The sequence below is a fragment of the Streptomyces sp. CBMA156 genome, assembly GCF_014596515.1.
Lineage (GTDB): Bacteria > Actinomycetota > Actinomycetes > Streptomycetales > Streptomycetaceae > Kitasatospora.
This window is the reverse complement of sequence record NZ_MSJQ01000249.1, coordinates 44,164-61,167: the sequence shown is the minus strand read 5'-3', so window position 1 is coordinate 61,167 and position 17,004 is coordinate 44,164. Positions and strand designations below refer to the sequence as shown.

Annotated in this window: 13 protein-coding genes and 1 riboswitch; of the genes, 6 read left to right on the top strand and 7 right to left on the bottom strand. The window is 70.6% G+C overall.

Annotated features, from left to right (window positions below; genetic code table 11):
* The first annotated feature begins 86 nt into the window (after positions 1-86).
* Both BU198_RS20710 and BU198_RS20705 read left to right on the top strand, forming a co-directional pair.
* A complete protein-coding gene (locus BU198_RS20710) occupies positions 87-1,688 on the top strand; it encodes a SpoIID/LytB domain-containing protein (RefSeq protein ID WP_188298338.1) in 1,602 nt (533 codons plus the stop codon).
* Between the two features lie 230 nt (positions 1,689-1,918).
* Complete coding sequence (locus BU198_RS20705) at positions 1,919-3,319, top strand: acyltransferase family protein (RefSeq protein WP_188298337.1); 1,401 nt, start codon at positions 1,919-1,921, stop codon at positions 3,317-3,319.
* Positions 3,320-3,484: 165 nt separating this feature from the next.
* On the opposite strand, the gene BU198_RS20700 is transcribed toward BU198_RS20705, so the two are convergent.
* From BU198_RS20700 to BU198_RS20670, 7 genes are all read right to left on the bottom strand, one after another.
* Complete coding sequence (locus tag BU198_RS20700; RefSeq protein ID WP_188298336.1) at positions 3,485-4,531, bottom strand: ABC transporter ATP-binding protein; 1,047 nt, start codon at positions 4,529-4,531, stop codon at positions 3,485-3,487.
* Positions 4,532-4,565: 34 nt separating this feature from the next.
* A complete protein-coding gene (locus BU198_RS20695; RefSeq protein ID WP_188298335.1) occupies positions 4,566-5,636 on the bottom strand; it encodes an ABC transporter ATP-binding protein in 1,071 nt (356 codons plus the stop codon).
* Positions 5,633-6,643 (bottom strand): ABC transporter permease, encoded by a 1,011-nt coding sequence (locus tag BU198_RS20690; protein WP_188298334.1) that lies wholly within the window; start codon positions 6,641-6,643, stop codon positions 5,633-5,635. Before BU198_RS20690 ends, BU198_RS20695 begins: the two co-directional genes overlap by 4 nt.
* Positions 6,644-6,741: 98 nt before the next feature.
* Positions 6,742-8,514: an ABC transporter substrate-binding protein gene (locus tag BU198_RS20685; RefSeq protein WP_188298333.1), complete on the bottom strand. Its 1,773-nt coding sequence runs from the start codon at positions 8,512-8,514 to the stop codon at positions 6,742-6,744.
* Between the two features lie 103 nt (positions 8,515-8,617).
* Entirely contained in the window at positions 8,618-9,607 is a 990-nt protein-coding gene (locus BU198_RS20680) for an ABC transporter permease (RefSeq protein WP_188298332.1), read from the bottom strand.
* Positions 9,608-10,053: 446 nt separating this feature from the next.
* Complete coding sequence (locus BU198_RS20675) at positions 10,054-10,989, bottom strand: enhanced serine sensitivity protein SseB C-terminal domain-containing protein (RefSeq protein ID WP_188298331.1); 936 nt, start codon at positions 10,987-10,989, stop codon at positions 10,054-10,056.
* A 115-nt stretch (positions 10,990-11,104) separates the two neighbouring features.
* Entirely contained in the window at positions 11,105-11,908 is an 804-nt protein-coding gene (locus BU198_RS20670; protein WP_188298330.1) for an enhanced serine sensitivity protein SseB C-terminal domain-containing protein, read from the bottom strand.
* Positions 11,909-12,134: 226 nt separating this feature from the next.
* Positions 12,135-12,236: riboswitch (glycine riboswitch) on the top strand.
* 247 nt (positions 12,237-12,483) lie between these two features.
* Here BU198_RS20670 and gcvT point away from each other — a divergent pair.
* The 4 genes from gcvT to BU198_RS20650 all read left to right on the top strand — a co-directional run bounded on the left by gcvT (position 12,484) and on the right by BU198_RS20650 (position 16,961).
* Positions 12,484-13,605, top strand: a complete 1,122-nt coding sequence (gcvT, locus tag BU198_RS20665; RefSeq protein WP_411293216.1) for a glycine cleavage system aminomethyltransferase GcvT — start codon at positions 12,484-12,486, stop codon at positions 13,603-13,605.
* 98 nt (positions 13,606-13,703) lie between these two features.
* Positions 13,704-14,087, top strand: coding sequence for a glycine cleavage system protein GcvH (gene gcvH / locus BU198_RS20660; protein ID WP_188298329.1), 384 nt, complete (start codon positions 13,704-13,706; stop codon positions 14,085-14,087).
* 76 nt (positions 14,088-14,163) lie between these two features.
* Complete coding sequence (glyA, locus tag BU198_RS20655) at positions 14,164-15,432, top strand: serine hydroxymethyltransferase (protein ID WP_188298328.1); 1,269 nt, start codon at positions 14,164-14,166, stop codon at positions 15,430-15,432.
* 161 nt (positions 15,433-15,593) lie between these two features.
* Positions 15,594-16,961, top strand: coding sequence for an L-serine ammonia-lyase (locus BU198_RS20650; protein WP_188298327.1), 1,368 nt, complete (start codon positions 15,594-15,596; stop codon positions 16,959-16,961).
* Positions 16,962-17,004 lie beyond the last annotated feature (43 nt).

The following is a 17,004-nucleotide window of genomic DNA, read 5'->3' as shown; positions in this document are numbered from 1 at the left end:
CCGTATGCTGTGCCGCTGCAGGCACGGCAGCTGCGTCCCCCTTGCCGGACGGCTCGCCACCACTCTCGATCAGCATGTCAGGGACCGTGACCGATGCCCGCGCGGATCGGATGTCCGACGGAGTGATCACCCCTGCCGCCTCGATGCCCGCCGTCCCCGGCGCGCGCATTGAGGTGGACGGCACTCTCGTCGGCCACACCGACCACTCGGGCGGATTCAAGTTCGACTACCCGGATCCGGCCGGCAAGGCCGTGACGATCACGGTGACGGCTCCGAAATTCGGCACGTACCGACTTACCGGCGTGACCCCGGCGAACACGGGCGATTCGCTGAACGTGCGGCTGACGAGCCGGGCCCAGTCGGCCAGTGATCAGATCACGCCGCCAAGCACCCCGCTCGCTCCCCGAATCGCTGTGGCACCGGCTACGTCCGGCAACTGCGGAGGCTACTCGTCCGATTCAACCCCGCCCTCCACCATTCGAGTACTGGAGTACGCGCAGCACACCAGCACCGGTGCCCCGGTGGCGGGCACCGAGATCGGCGTGTACAACGTGCCGTTCCAGTCGTACGTCCAGGACGTACTGCCCAGCGAATGGGTCCCCTCCTGGCAGCCTGCCTCACTTCAGGCAGGCGCGATGGCAGCCAAGACCTACGCGTGGTACTGGATCAACAACTGGCGCGGTGGTTCCCACAGCGGAACCTGCTACAACGTCGACGATTCGATCAACTACCAGCGCTACGTGCCCGGTCGGGCGACCGCTTCCACCAGCTCCGCGGTGCAGTCGACCTGGAACACCGCCATGACCAAGAACGGCTCGATCTTCCAGGCCTCCTACCAGGCGACGCTCACCGGGAACACCTCGGAGTCCTGTGGCTCCGGCTTGTCCAGGTACCCGAACACGCTCAGCCAGTGGGGGTCCCAGAACTGTGCCCTCGCCGGCCAGTCCTGGCAGTCGATACTCGGCGTCTACTACCCCGGTGTCTCGCTCGGGGCGACGTCCGGCGGATCCTCCGGCGGGTCGTCCAGCCTCGGCACGGTGTCGATGGATGCCAATGCCGGCCACGTCGCGTTCGTCGACCCCAGCGGCAACGTGATGAACGACTGGGTCAGCAACGGCGCCTGGCAGGGCCCCTCCGGACTCGGCGGCAAGGCCCGCAGCGACTCCCCCGTGGTCCTCAACGCCAACGCCGACCACGCCTTCTTCATCGACCCCGACGGCAACGTGATGAACGACTGGGTCAGCAACGGCGTCTGGCAGGGCCCCTCCCCCATCGGCGGCAAGGCCCGCCCCGGCTCCTCCCTCACCACCAACGCCGCCGGCACCCTCGTCGCCTTCGTCGACAACAACGGCAATCTCGCCAACGACTGGGTCAACAACGGCACCTGGCAGGGCCCCTCCGGACTCGGCGGCCAAGCCCGCAACGACTCCCCCCTCGCCTTCAACGCCAACGGCGACCACATCTTCTTCATCGACCCCAACGGCAACGTCGCCAACGACTGGGTCAACAACGGCACCTGGCAGGGCCCCGCAGGCATCGGCGGCCAAGCCCGCCCCGGCTCCTCCATCGCCACCGACGCCGCCGGCACCCACGTCGCCTTCATCGACACCTACGGCAGCCTCGCCAACGACTGGGTCAACAACGGCACCTGGCAGGGCCCCTCCGGACTCGGCGGAACCAGCCGCTGAAACCCCCACCACACCAACACCCCACCGCGCCGGCCGACCCCATCGGCCGGCGCGGCCCACTGCCGACTACGCCGTCCCTTCCAAGGCGGCACCGGCACGACGCGTCGATCAGGGCCGACACCCTCGTGCTCGGGTTCTGGCTGCTGCCGACACGGCAGGGCCACTGCTCGGGGTCGGAGCGCCGGACCGCCGCCCGTACTGCACGTACGCGTTCCGGTAGCCTCCCGTCTGTGAAGCTCATCGAACGTGCGACCCGACGCCGCTCGGGCCCCCCCGCAGCGGCGGGCACCGGAGCCGCCGTCGCCTCGTCGAGACTCGGCTGGCTCGATGCCCTGCGTGGCATAGCCGCGCTCTCGGTGGCGGTCTACCACCTGGCCCTGCCGTTCGTCTGGCTGCACGCCAACCACGTGCCGCGCTACCTCGACCCCGGCATCTTCGGCGTGATGCTGTTCTTCCTGGTCAGCGGGTACATCATCCCGGCCTCGCTGGAACGGCGCGGCGATGTGCGGGCGTTCTGGGCCGGCCGGTTCTTCCGGATCTACCCGGTGGTCATCGTCACCGTGGTGCTGAGCCTGCTGATCCTGCCGCGCAGCCACACGGTGATCCAGGGCTGGGTGTTCGACCACCCGCTGCTCACGCTGGCGGGCAACGGGCTGATGGTCCAGGACATGATGGGCGTCACCAACGTCATCGGGGTGATGTGGACGCTCACCTACGAGATGATCTTCTACTACTTCGTGACGGCCCTGTTCGTCCGCGGCTGGCACCGGCAGAGCGCCCCGATCTCGATCGGCTTCGCCGCCGCCGCGCTCGTCCTCGGCGCCTGGCTGCCGCTCAGCACCATCACCGGCAGCGGGCTGCCGGCCATCCGGCACCTGGTGCTGGCCGCCGGGATCGTGGTGGTCGCGGCGATGGTCTGCATCTTCACCGGCCGGGCCGACCTGACCCGTTGGGGCGGCTCCATGATCGGCGGGCTGGGCCTGGTGCTGATCCTGCTGAACAGCCGGGCCGCCGCCTTCGAGACCCTGATCATCTTCGCAACGATGTTCGCCGGCACGGTGCTGTACCGGCTGGAGCACGGCCAGATCGACAAGGTCCCGGCCCTGCTCTGCTGCGCCTTCGTGCTGACCTCGGGCGTGGTGTCCGGCTACATGTACAACCGCGACCAGGCCCTGTGGCACACCTGGAGCGAGTCCTGGAAGGCGTTCTCCTTCGCTTACCTGGCCGCCTGGGCGGTGTTCGCGGTCGGCATGCTGCTGCGCCGGCGGCGGTTCCCGCGCTGGCTGTCCTGGCTCGGGACGATCAGCTACTCGCTGTACCTGCTGCACAACCCGGTCATCCACGGGATGGAGTGGCTGCTGGAGGACCGTAAGCCGTTCGAGTCCTGGCAGGGCCGCAGCGTCCAGTTCGTCGCCTTCACGGCCGCGCTGCTGCTGCTCAGCTACCTCGCCTACCGGCTGGTCGAGATCCCGTTCCAGAACCTCGGCCGCAAGGCGGTCAAGGCGCTGAACCGCCGCTTCCCGGCTGCCCCGCTGCACGACGGCCCGGCTGCCGCCGCCCCTCCCGGCCCGCGCGCACCGGAGCCGGCGGCGGCCCGGGAGGCGACGCCGGTACCGGTCGGCAGCGCCTGACCCGCGACGCCGACGACGGCAGGGACGACGAAGAGGCCGCCCGCCCCGGAAACCCGGGGTGGGCGGCCTCTCTCGTACGAGCCCCGGCGGTCAGGACGCGGCAGCGCCGGCCGGCGCGTTCTCGGGGCTGCGCTAGTCGTTCCCCTCGCTCCGCTCCGGGCTGCGCTAGTCGTTCCCCTCGCTCCGCTCAGGGAAGTGACACGCCACCTGGTGCCCCGACTCCAGCGCCACCAGCGGCGGCTCCTGGCTCGCGCACACGTCCTGCGCCTTCCAGCACCGGGTGCGGAAGCGGCAGCCGCTGGGCGGGTTGATCGGCGAGGGGACGTCGCCCTTGAGCAGGATGCGCTCGCGGCCCCCGCTGTGGCGCCGGCGCGGGTCGGGGACGGGCACCGCGGACATCAGCGCGTTGGTGTACGGGTGCATCGGGCTGCGGTAGAGCGCGTCCCGGTCGGCGATCTCCACGATCTTGCCGAGGTACATCACCGCGACCCGGTCCGAGACGTGCCGGACCACCGAGAGGTCGTGCGCGATGATCAGGTAGGTCAGCCCGAGTTCCTGCTGGAGGTCGTCCAGCAGGTTGACCACCTGCGCCTGGATCGAGACGTCCAGCGCGGAGACCGGCTCGTCCGCGACGATCATCTTCGGCTTGAGCGCGAGCGCGCGGGCGATGCCGATGCGCTGGCGCTGGCCGCCGGAGAACTCGTGCGGGTAGCGGTTGTAGTGCTCGGGGCTGAGTCCGCACAGTTCCAGCAGTTCCTGGACGGCCTTCTTGAGGCCGCCCGCGGGCACCGCGTTCTGGAGCTTGAACGGCGCGCCGACGATGGTGCCGACGGTGTGCCGGGGGTTCAGCGAGGAGTACGGGTCCTGGAAGATCATCTGGATGTCGCGGCGCAGCGGCCGCATCGCCCCGACGCTCAGGTGGGTGATGTCGGTGCCCTCGAACTCGATGGCCCCGCCGGTGGGTTCGTCGAGCCGGGTGACCAGTCGGCCCATGGTCGACTTGCCGCAGCCGGACTCGCCCACGACGCCCAGCGTCTCGCCGGCGTTGACCGTGAAGTCGATGCCGTCGACGGCCCGCACCGCGCCGGTCTGGCGGCGCAGCAGCCCGCTGCGGATCGGGAAGTGCCGGGTCAGGCCGGTCACCTTCAGCAGCGGCTCGCGGCCGGGGGCGGGTGCCGGCGACGGGGTCCCGGTCGTCTGAGTGTCCGTCATCGGTTCTCTCCAGAAAGGTGGTACGAGGCCGGGCTCACAGCCGGGGCGCGATCTCTTCGGCGAAGATGCGGTGCCGTTCGCCGGCCGCCAGGTGGCAGGCCGCGAAGTGCCCGGGCGCGGCCTCGGCCAGCACCGGGACCTCGCTCGTGGAGCGCCCCTCGGTGAGGGCGGCGTACGGGCAGCGCGGGTGGAAGGCGCAGCCGGACGGCACGTTGATCAGGCTGGGCGGGGTGCCCCTGACCGGCACCAGCCGGTCCTGGAGTTCCCGGTCCAGTCGCGGCATCGAGCCCAGCAGGCCCCAGGTGTACGGGTGTTCGGGCGCGTCGAAGAGGGTCTCGGCCGGTCCACGCTCGATGCACTTGCCGCCGTACATGACCAGGATGTCGTCGGCCAGCTCGGCGACCACCCCGAGGTCGTGGGTGATGATGATGACGGCGGAGCCGAACTCCTGCTGGAGGTCGCGGATGAGGTCCAGGATCTGCGCCTGGACGGTGACGTCCAGGGCGGTGGTGGGCTCGTCGGCGATCAGCAGCGAGGGGTCGTTGACCAGCGCCATGGCGATCATCGCGCGCTGGCGCATGCCGCCGGAGAACTGGTGCGGGAAGTCGTCCACCCGGCGGTCGGGCTGCGGGATGCCGACCCGGTCGAGCATCTCGACCGCCCTGGCCCTGGCCTGCTTCTTGGAGGCCTGGGGGTGGTGCACCCAGTACGCCTCGACGATCTGCTGCCCCACCGTGTAGTACGGGTGCATCGCGGTCAGCGGGTCCTGGAAGATCATCGCCAGTTCCCGGCCGCGCAGCCGGCGCACCCGGTCCGGGCCGGCCGCGATCAGGTCCTCGCCGTTCAGCCGGATCTCGCCGCTGATCCGGGCCCGCTTGGAGCGGTGCAGGCCCATGATGCCCAGCGAGGTGACGGACTTGCCGGAGCCGGACTCGCCGACGATGCCGAGGGTGCGTCCCTTGTGCAGGTCGAAGCTGACCCCGTCCACCGAGCGGACCAGGCCGTCGTCGGTGTCGAAGTGGATCCGCAGGTCCCGGACCGAGAGGAAGGGATCGCCGGGCGGGGTCTGCGCGGCGTCCGCCGTGGTCTTCTTGAGCTCGGTCACGAGAGCCTCACGCGGGGGTCGACGAGGGCGTACAGGAGGTCGACCACGAGGTTGCAGGCGACGATGAAGAAGGCGGCGAGCAGGGTGACGCCGAGGATCTTGGGCAGGTCGTTGTCGGCGATCGCCTGGACGGCGAACTGGCCGACGCCCTGGAGCGAGAAGACCTGCTCGGTGATCAGCGCGCCGCCGAGCAGCAGCCCGAGGTCCATGCCGAAGATGGTGACGATCGGGGTGAGCGCGGCGCGCAGCCCGTGCCGGGTGACGACCTTGTGCTCGGCCAGGCCCTTGGCCCGGGCGGTGCGGATGTAGTCCTCGCTCATGGTCTCCAGCATTCCGGCGCGGGTGAGCCGGGCGTAGAGCGCGGAGTAGAGGAAGGCCAGCGAGATCCAGGGCAGGATCAGGTTGCGGGCCCACATCAGCGGGTTCTCGGTGAAGTCGACGTAGTGCAGGTTGTCCAGGATCGGCCACTCGTAGCTGAACACCGTGAGCAGCAGCGCGCCGGTGAAGAAGACCGGCAGCGAGACGCCGGCGAGCGCGACGCCCATGGAGAGCCGGTCGAAGATCGAGCGCGGCTTGAGGGCGGAGACGACGCCGGTGGCGACGCCGGAGACCAGCCAGAGCACGGCCGCGCCGGCGGCGAGCGACATGGTGGTCGGGATGCGCTTGGTCAGCTCGGGCCAGACCTCAAGGTGGTTCTTGAAGGAGTAGCCGAAGCAGGGCACGTGGCAGGTGGCCGGTTCGGGCCCGAAGTTGTACTCGGCGCCGCTGACCAGTCCCTTGAGGAAGTTCCAGTACTGGGAGTACAGCGGCTGGTCGAGGCCGAGGTTCTTCTTGACCGCGGCGATCGCGTCGGGTGAGGGGTTCTTCCCGATGTACTGGGCGGCCAGTTGGTCGGCCGTCTCTCCGGCGAGGCGCGGGAGCAGGAAGAAGATCGCGAAGGTGACAGCGCTGACGACCAGCAGCAGTATCGCCGCCGCGATGATCCTGCGGATGATGTAGGCAAACACAGTTGGGCGGCTCCGGCGGCCCGCCGCCGTCCGGGGTCTACCGGACGGCGGCGGGCGCCGCTGCCTTCACCTGCCTTCAGGGATGCGGAGCCAGGCTCTTACTTGGTGGTGCCGATGTTCAGGTAGTCGTACTCACCCGAGAACGCCGAGGTGGAGACCATGTTGGTGGCGTTGTCCGGGCGGTACAGGAAGACCTTGAAGTAGGTCAGCGGGACGTAGACTGCCTGGTCCATGACCTTCTTGTCGATCTCGCTGTAGATCTTCTCGCGGGCCGTCTTGTCCGGGTTGATCGCGGCGTCGTCGATCAGCTTGTTGACCGCCGGGTCGTCCAGCTGGGCGAGGTTGTTGTTGCCGGACGGCTTGATCGTGCGGCCGTCGACGATCTGCTGGAGGAAGCCGTAGCCGGTCGGCCAGTCGGCGCCCCACTGCATCATCATCAGGCCGATGTTGTGCTCGGCGGCGAACTGCGGCGAGCCGGCGCTGTCCTGGAGGTACTTGCCCTGCGGGTACTGCTGGATCTCGGCGTTGATGCCGACCTTCTTCAGCGCGGCCTGGATCGAGGTGGCCGCGGCGACCTCGGTGGCGCGCTCGGTGCGGGCCGAGAGGACGGTGTTGATGCCGCCCTCCTTGCCGCAGGCCTTCAGGGCCTGCTTGGCCTTGGCCTCGTCGCCCTTGTTGTCCTTGGTCTCGTACGTGTTGAAGTCCTGGTGGCCCGCGATGTCCGGCGGGAGCACCGTGTTGGCGATCTGGCCGCGGATCGGGCCGCCGACCGCGGTCTGCACCGAGACCTTGTCGATCGCGTACTGGACGGCCTTGCGGCACTCGACGTTGTCGAACGGCGCGAGCTTGGAGTTGATCGCCATGTAGACCAGGCGGCCGCCGTAGGCGTTGTCGGTGCTGGCCTTCAGCTTCGGGTTCTGGAGGATCTGCGCCTGGGTCTGCGGGTCGACGCCGCCGCCCACCAGGTCGACCTGGGCGTTGCCGGCCAGCAGGTCCTTGTCGATGGTGGCCTGGTCGATGTTGAACTTGAGCAGGAGCTTGTCCGCGAGCTGCTTGCGGATCGGGTCGGTGCTCGGGTCCCAGTTGGTGTTCGGCACCAGGACGGCCTGCTTGCCGTCCTCGTAGGACTCGAACTTGTAGGAGCCCGAGGACGCGATGTGCTTCACGTACTCCGAGCCGGTGTCCTTGGCCTGCGGGACCGGCGCGGTCTGCGGGGCGCTGACCAGGTAGTCGAAGTCGGCGAAGGGGTGCTTCAGGTGGAAGACGACCGTGGTGTCGTCGGGCGTCTCGATCGAGTTGAGGCCGCCCTCCTTGTCCTTGTACGGACCGGCGTACGGCGTGGCGTTGTCCACCAGCAGGTCGTGGAAGTAGACCGGGCCGTTGGAGTTCACGTCCAGCGCGTAGTTCGAGCGCTCGACGGCGTACTTGACGTCCTTCGAGCTGATCGGGGTGCCGTCGTCGTACTTCAGGCCCTTGCGCAGCTTGTACGTCCAGGTCAGGCCGTCCGCGCTGGGCTGGCCCATCGACTCGGCGAGGTCGGGGACGAGCTTGTTGCCCTCCTCGCCCGGCGCCGGGTTGAAGGTGGTCAGCGGACGGGCGTACAGGCGCGAGAAGTTGTAGATGTACGCGTAGTACGTGTTGCCCGGGTCGAGCGAGTCCGGGGTGCCCTTCATCTCGAAGGTCACCGTCCCGCCCTTCTTGTCCGAGGCGTTGACGACGCCCTTGGTGGCGGCGTTGGCGCCGGAGCCGCCCGCGGCGTCACCGGAGGCCGAGGAGGACCCTCCGCTCTTCGACGAACTGGTGCAGCCGGTCACGACCAGGACCACGGCAGCGGCCGCGGCGGTCAGGGCGACGGTACGGGACCTACGCATGGGTGAGATCAACCCCTAGAGGATGTGGAGGCGATGGAGGGAGCTTTGACGTCGGATCATGTGACGTGCGGTCAGCATGACGCCGGGTCAGGGAGCAGTGAAGTCAGTTGTTCTTGGGGTCGAGGGCGTCGCGCAGCCCGTCGCCGAGCAGGTTGAAGGCGAGCACGGTGACGAAGATCGCCAGGCCGGGGACCACCATGTACTGGGGGTCCACCTGGTAGTACCGGATCGCGTCCTGGAGCATCCCGCCCCAGGAGGCCTGCGGCGGCTGGATGCCGACGCCGAGGAAGCTCAGCCCGGCCTCGAAGAGGATGTTGGTCGGGATCAGCAGGGTCGAGTAGACCAGGATCGGACCGACCAGGTTGGGCAGCAGTTCCTTGAACAGGATGAACGGGCCGCGCGCCCCCAGGCTGCGGGCCGCGTGGACGAACTCCCGTTCGCGCAGCGACAGCGTCTGGCCGCGCACGATCCGGCCCATGTAGGGCCAGTTGAAGAAGCCGATCACGAAGATCAGCACCAGCATGTGCAGCGGAAGGCCGTGCAGGCCGAACGCCCCGCCCTGGAGCGAGGTCGAGATCGCGATCGCGAAGAGCAGCAGCGGGAACGCGAGGAAGACGTCCATCACCCGGCTGATCAGGGTGTCCACCCAGCCGCCGTAGTAGCCGGCCATGATGCCGAGCACGGTGCCGATGGTGTTGGAGAGCAGGGTCGCGCCGAAGGCGACCAGCAGGGAGACCCAGGAACCCTCGATGACACGGGTGAGCAGGTCACGGCCCTGGAGCGGGTCGACGCCGAGCGGGTGGTCCCAGCTCATGCCGCCCCAGTCGCCGAGCGGCAGACCGCCGAGGTCGGCGTCCAGCAGGTCCTGGTTGAGGGCGTCCGGGTTGAGCCCGAACAGCGACTCGATCGGCTTGGCCAGCACGGCGAGCGCGATCAGGAGGATCACCACGACACCGCCGGCGACGGCGGCCTTGTCCCGCTTGAAGCGGGTCCAGGCGATCTGGCCGAGGGAGCGGCCCTCGATCTTCTTGGCCGGGCTCGTGGCGGAGGAGGTCTCCGGATCGTTCCCGGCGGTGGTCACGGATGCGGTCATGGTCAGTTGGTCCCCTCGCCGACGGTGGCCGGCCCCACGGGTGCCGGTCGCCGGCTTCGGCGGTGCGGCTGCGGACGTGCGGAGGTGCTTAGCAGGAGCGGGTGTTGACGGCAGTGCGTCGTGCACAGGCACTGCCACCACGCGGGATGGGCGTCGCGCGGGCGGGCTGTCGGCGTCCGCGCTCACCTTTGTGGGGTTCCAGTACACGCGGTGCGTTGCGCAGAACTCTCTGCCATCCGAACTGGCTTGCGCCAGCCCTGACAACCGACAGATGCCCAACTGTGATCTGCGTACATGCACCTCCCCGATCTTCGGCATATACCTCTTCACATGGCTGTAACTGCCATGTCAAGATGACCGGGCCACACTTCCGGAAATTCGTCCGGAAAGCATCGAAGCCGACTTGACGGACAATCAAGTCGGCTTCGGGGAATGGGTTTTGGGAATCAGCGCCCGGGGTATCCGGGCCAGGGCCGCTGCGGGTGCTGCGGCGACTGCTGCTGCCAGCCCTGCGCCGGCGGCTGGGTGCCGTAGGCGTAACCGGGCGCCGACTGACCGGGGTAGGGCGGCGGGGGCACCGGCGGGTACGGGCCGGTCGGCGGGCGTCCCGCCTCCCGGTCGAAGAACGGCCGCGCGTTGGCGCGCATCCACAGCGCCACCGGGTCGTACTCGTCCGACATCGCCACCGTGGACACCGCGAGCCCCTCCGGGGCCACCGCGATCGCGCGCTGCATCAGCGCCCGCACCGCCTCCACCGCCGGCGGCGAACTCTCGTACAGGTCCAGGCCGATGGCCAGGTACGGCTCCCCCACCGCGGGCTGCACCCAGGCCCGGCGCAGCGCCCGTACCGCGCGCACCTCGCCGGCCTGCCGCTCCAGCAGCGCGAAGAAGGGCTGGGCGTTCAGCTGCGGCTCGCTGAGCTTCAACGGCCCGGCCGGCAGCCGGTCCAGGCCCGCGGCGACGCGCCTGAGGTCCGCCCAGGGCACCCCGACGCCACCGCCGGGCGCGTGCGGGTTGAGCCACAGACCCCAGCGGGTGCGGTACAGCGAGGCCGCGATCTCCCGGCCGGAGATGACCTCGTGGGCCCGCGCCCAGCCGGAGGAGGTCAGCTGCTCGGGCGAGGTGACGGCCGGCGCGTAGCCGTGGCCGCTGATCTCCATGTTCCCGTACTGCGCGTCCGGGCTGCCCGGGGTGCCGTGCCACAGCAGCATCCAGACCTTGCCGTCCGCCAGGGCGTGCAGCAGCCGCTCGTACGCGTCGTAGCGCTCCGGCGCGACGTCGCGCAGGGCGCGCTCCAACGCGCCCGGGTCAGCTCCCGGGTGCCCGGCCGGTGCCTGGCCCCAGGGCCCCGGCACACCGCCCGCTCCCGCTCCCGCACTCATGCGCCCACCTCGCCGCGCCTCTTTCCCTCAACCGCCGGCCCGTCGGCCGTCTGCACGCACCCTATGGCGCGGCACCGGCCACCGCCACGGCGACGTGCCTTGATCCGGACCCCGCTCACACCCGCGCGTAGAAAGGCATCACCCGGGTGAGCAGCCACTCGACCACCGGGTCGTCGGCGAGGTCGAGCAGTACGAGGTGGACGCCGCCGGGCAGCGGCGCGGTTCCCAGCGCTCGGCCGAGCGCGTCGTTCACCGCGGCCGGATCGGCCGGCGCCGCCGGGTCCAGCTGGACGCCCACGAACATCACGGTCGGCTCGCCCTCGACGCTGGCCAGCGCCCTGCGCGCGGTCAACACCCCGGGCAGGGCCGACAGTTCGCCGCGGCAGGCGGCCAGGAAGTGCTCCGGGTCCTCGCCCGGCACCGGCTCGCGCAGCGCCACCCGCCCGCCGGTCGGCTCCGCGGTGTCGCCGGCGGCCTCCCAGCGGTCCTCGCGCGGACCGCGGCGCAGCTCGGCGACCCCCTGCGGCGGCACCGGGATGCCCACCGCCGCGTCCGGGTTCACCGCGATGCCCAGGCCCAGCGGCAGCCCGCGGGCGAGCTCCCACACCGGCGCGATCGCGAAGGCCATTCCCGGCGCCTGCTGGAGGAACACCTCCTGCGAGGAGAACACCGGCACGTACGGGTCGCCGCCCAGCTCGACGGTCGGCAGGTCCAGCGACTGCCCCTGCGGGTCGGCCCCGGCCGGCAGCGGCACCCACACCTGACTGCGGGCCAGCACCTCGATCACCCGGGGCGTCGCGCCCGGGTCGCCCAGGGCCGCGGTCAGCACCTGTTCCAGCTCGTTGGCCGGCCAGGAGCCGCCCGACGGCGCCTCCTCCGGTCCGCCCCACCCCTGCTGCTGCTCCACCGGGTACCCCATGTGCCGCCGATTCCGCCCTCTGCCGGTCGGCCGCCCTCTGCTGCGCCGACGCGCAGCAGTCTAGGGCCCCCGGTCGTCACTCCCAGGGCCCGTGTTCGGGTACCGCGCCCTGTGACCGGGTCCCGCCGTGTGACCGGGTCCCCTCTCCCCTCCTCGTCCCGGACGTGCCATGATGTGCGCGTCCGACGGCATGCGCCGCGGGCCCCACAACTCCATACCGGCCGCTCGAACCCGCGCGGGAGAGCCCGGAGTGCCGATCAGGTACAGCCGGCGCCGAAGGAGCAAGTCCTCCCCGGAATCTCTCAGGCACCCCTACCGCACGGGTTAGGCACATCTGGAAAGCGGCGCCCGGCCCTGTCGTGCGCCCACCCACGGTGCAAGCCGCCATGCTGTCCCCCAAGCTGGAACCAGCCCGACGCTGGAAACGGCTGCGGGCAGGTGGGCGGTGAAGCTCTCAGGTTCGACGACAGATGGGGAGACCCACGCCGCCGCATGCCCGCGCGCAGGGTCGGCCCCCGAGCGGGTCCGTTCCGGCGCGCGCACCCCTGAGTGCCCCGACCGAGGAGTTCCTGGCCATGTCGTCCCCCCGCCTGACCGCGCTCGACACGCTGCACCGCGCCCTCGGCGCGACCATGACCGACTTCGCCGGCTGGGACATGCCGCTGCGCTACGGCAGCGAGCGCGAGGAGCACCTCGCCGTCCGCACCAAGGCCGGCCTGTTCGACCTCTCGCACATGGGCGAGATCACCGTCACCGGCCCGCAGGCCGGCGAGATGCTGGACCACGCGCTGGTCGGCTTCGTCTCCGCGCTGGGTGTGCTGCGCGCCCGCTACACCATGATCTGCGCCGAGGACGGCGGCATCCTGGACGACCTGATCGTCTACCGCCTGCGCGAGGACGCCTTCCTGGTCGTCGCCAACGCCTCCAACGCCCAGCTGGTCCTCGACGAGCTGATCGCCCGTGCCAAGGGCTTCGACGCCGTCGTCACCGACGACCGCGACACCTACGCGCTGATCGCCGTCCAGGGCCCCGAGGCCACCGGCATCCTGGCGGAGACCACCGACGCCGACCTGCCCGGCCTGAAGTACTACGCGATCCTCCCGGCCCTGGTGGCCGGCCGCGAGGTGCTGCTCGCCCGCACCGGCTACACCGGCGAGGACGGCTTCGAGATCTTCTGCCACCCGGTCGACGCCGAGCCGGTCTGGCAGGCGCTGACCGCCGCCGGCGAGGGCCGCGGCCTGGTCCCGTGCGGCCTGTCCTGCCGCGACACGCTGCGCCTGGAGGCCGGCATGCCGCTGTACGGGCACGAGCTGTCCACCGACCTCACCCCGTTCGACGCCGGTCTGGGCCGGGTCGTGCGCTTCGACAAGACCACCAACGAGGGCGCCTTCGTCGGCCGCAAGGCGCTGGAGCAGGCCGCCGCCGCGGCCGAGACCAACCCGCCGAAGGTGCTGGTCGGCCTGGTGTCCGAGGGCAAGCGGGTGCCGCGCGCCGAGTACACCGTGGTCTCCACCGAGGGCGAGCCGATCGGCCGGATCACCTCGGGCGCGCCGTCCCCGACCCTGGGGCAGCCGATCGCGATGGCCTACGTCGACGCCGCCCACGCCGTCCCCGGCACCACCGTCGCGGTGGACGTGCGCGGCCGGCACGAGCCGGTCCAGGTCGTGGCGCTGCCGTTCTACAAGCGCGCCCGCTGAGGCCCTCGGGCCCGTTTTCCCCCCGTACCCGCACGTCGCAGCCGTCCGAGTGACGGCCCGCTTCGCCGTGCCCGCTTCCCATCCTGGAGAATGACGCCATGAGCAACCCCCAGCACCTGCAGTACACCAAGGAGCACGAGTGGCTGACCGCCGCGGACGCGGACGGTGTCTCGACCATCGGCATCACCGAGCACGCCGCCACCGCCCTCGGTGACATCGTCTACGTGCAGCTGCCCGAGGTCGGCTCCACCGTGACCGCCGGTGAGACCTGTGGCGAGCTGGAGTCCACCAAGTCGGTCAGCGACCTGTTCTCCCCGGTGACCGGCGAGGTCACCGAGATCAACGAGGACGTCGTCGCCGACCCGGCCGCCGTGAACGCCGACCCGTTCGGGGCCGCCTGGCTGTTCAAGGTGCGCGTCGAGGCCACCGACGAGCTGCTCGGCGCGGACGAGTACACCGCGCTCATCAACCCCCAGGGCTGAGCCCCTGGCAGGGGCGGTCGCACGGCGGCCGCCCCGCCCGGCCCCTTTCCCTCCTCCTCCCGGGAAGACCACCACCATGACGGTTCTGAACCAGTCCCTGCACTCCCTCGACCCGGAGATCGCCGCCGCGGTCGACGCCGAGCTGCACCGCCAGCAGACCACCCTGGAGATGATCGCCTCCGAGAACTTCGCCCCGGTGGCGGTCATGGAGGCCCAGGGCTCGGTGCTCACCAACAAGTACGCGGAGGGCTACCCCGGCCGCCGCTACTACGGTGGCTGCGAGCACGTCGACGTGGTCGAGCAGATCGCGATCGACCGCATCAAGGCCCTGTTCGGCGCCGAGCACGCCAACGTCCAGCCGCACTCCGGCGCGCAGGCCAACGCCGCCGCGATGTTCGCGCTGATCCAGCCGGGCGACACCATCCTGGGCCTGTCCCTGGCCCACGGCGGTCACCTGACCCACGGCATGAAGATCAACTTCTCCGGCAAGCTCTACAACGTGGCCGCGTACCACGTGGACGAGAAGACCGGCCAGGTCGACATGGCCGAGGTCGAGCGCCTCGCCAAGGAGCACCAGCCGAAGCTGATCATCGCCGGCTGGTCCGCCTACCCGCGCCAGCTGGACTTCGCCGCGTTCCGCCGGGTCGCCGACGAGGTCGGCGCGCTGCTCATGGTGGACATGGCGCACTTCGCCGGCCTGGTGGCCGCCGGGCTGCACCCCAACCCGGTGCCCTACGCGGACGTGGTCACCACCACCACCCACAAGACCCTGGGCGGCCCGCGCGGCGGCGTCATCCTGTCCAAGGCCGAGTTCGCCAAGAAGATCAACTCCGCGGTCTTCCCCGGCCAGCAGGGCGGCCCGCTGGAGCACGTGATCGCCGGCAAGGCCGTCGCCTTCAAGGTCGCGGCCTCGGAGGAGTTCAAGGAGCGCCAGCAGCGCACCCTGGACGGCGCCCGCATCCTCGCCGAGCGCCTGCTCCAGGCCGACGTGGCCGAGGCCGGCGCGTCCGTGCTGTCCGGCGGCACCGACGTCCACCTGGTCCTGGTCGACCTGCGCAACAGCGAGCTCGACGGCCAGCAGGCCGAGGACCGACTGCACGAGGTCGGCATCACCGTCAACCGCAACGCCATCCCGAACGACCCGCGTCCGCCGATGGTCACCTCCGGCCTGCGCATCGGCACCCCGGCGCTGGCCACCCGCGGCTTCCAGGCCGAGGACTTCCGCGAGGTCGCCGACATCATCGCCGAGGCGCTCAAGCCCGCCTTCGACGAGACCGTCGCCGACGCACTGAAGGCCCGGGTCACCGCCCTCGCCGCGAAGTACCCGCTGTACCCGAACCTCTGATCACTCCGGTGATCGTTCGGGAGGGGTGACCGGCCTCACCCCGCCGGCGTACCTCGGACCCCGGGGCACCGCGCACACTGGACAGTGCGTGCGGTGCCCCGTCCCGTGTCCGCCTCCCCTGCCTGCAAGTCCTTCCACGAGACCAGACAAGGACGTCCCCCGTGGCCCTCAGCGTCTTCGACCTCTTCTCCATCGGCATCGGCCCGTCGAGCTCCCACACCGTGGGTCCGATGCGTGCCGCCCGGATGTTCGCCCGCCGACTGCGCTCCGAAGGCCTGCTGGACGGGGTGACGTCCGTCCGCGCCGAGCTCTACGGCTCGCTCGGCGCCACCGGCCACGGCCACGGCACCCCGAAGGCCGTCCTGCTGGGCCTGGAGGGCTACTCGCCCCGCACCGTCGACGTCGACCGGGCCGACAAGGACGTCGAGCGGATCACCGCCGAGAAGCGGCTCAGCCTGCTCGGCGAGCACACCATCGACTTCGACCCGGACAGCCAGCTGGTCCTGCACCGCCGCCGCTCGCTGCCGTACCACGCCAACGGCATGACCCTGTGGGCGTACGCGGCGGACGGCTCGGCCCTGCTGGAGAAGACCTACTACTCGGTCGGCGGCGGCTTCGTGGTGGACGAGGACGCGATCGGCGCGGACCGGGTCAAGCCCGACGACACCGTGCTGAAGTACCCCTTCCGCACCGGTGACGAGCTGCTGCGGCTCAGCCGGGAGACCGGGCTGTCGATCTCCGGCCTGATGCTGGAGAACGAGAAGGCCTGGCGCAGCGAGGAGGAGATCCGCACCGGGCTGCTGGAGATCTGGTCCGTGATGCAGGAGTGCGTGCGGGCCGGCATGACCCGCGAGGGCATCCTGCCGGGCGGCCTGAAGGTCCGCCGCCGGGCGGCGGCCGCGGCCCGGGCGCTGCGCGCCGAGGGGATCGGTCCCGCCAACGCGATGGAGTGGGTGACGCTCTACGCGATGGCGGTCAACGAGGAGAACGCCTCCGGCCGCCGGGTGGTCACCGCGCCGACCAACGGCGCCGCCGGGATCATCCCGGCCACCCTGCACTACTACCTGAACTTCATCCCGGGCGCCGACGACGACGGCATCGTCCGCTTCCTGCTCGCGGCCGGCGCCATCGGCATGCTGTTCAAGGAGAACGCCTCCATCTCCGGCGCCGAGGTCGGCTGCCAGGGCGAGGTCGGCTCCGCCTGCTCGATGGCCGCGGGCGGCCTCGCCGAGGTCCTCGGCGGCAGCCCCGAGCAGGTCGAGAACGCCGCCGAGATCGGCATCGAGCACAACCTCGGCCTCACCTGCGACCCGGTCGGCGGCCTGGTCCAGATCCCCTGCATCGAGCGCAACGGCATGGCCTCGGTGAAGGCCGTCACCGCGGCCCGGATGGCGCTGCGCGGCGACGGGCGGCACCACGTCTCGCTGGACAAGGCGATCAAGACGATGAAGGAGACCGGGGCCGACATGAAGATCAAGTACAAGGAGACCTCGCGCGGCGGCCTCGCCGTGAACGTCATCGAGTGCTGATCGCCTGAGAGTGCGGGCGGCCCCCGGCGGAGTTCCGCTCCGC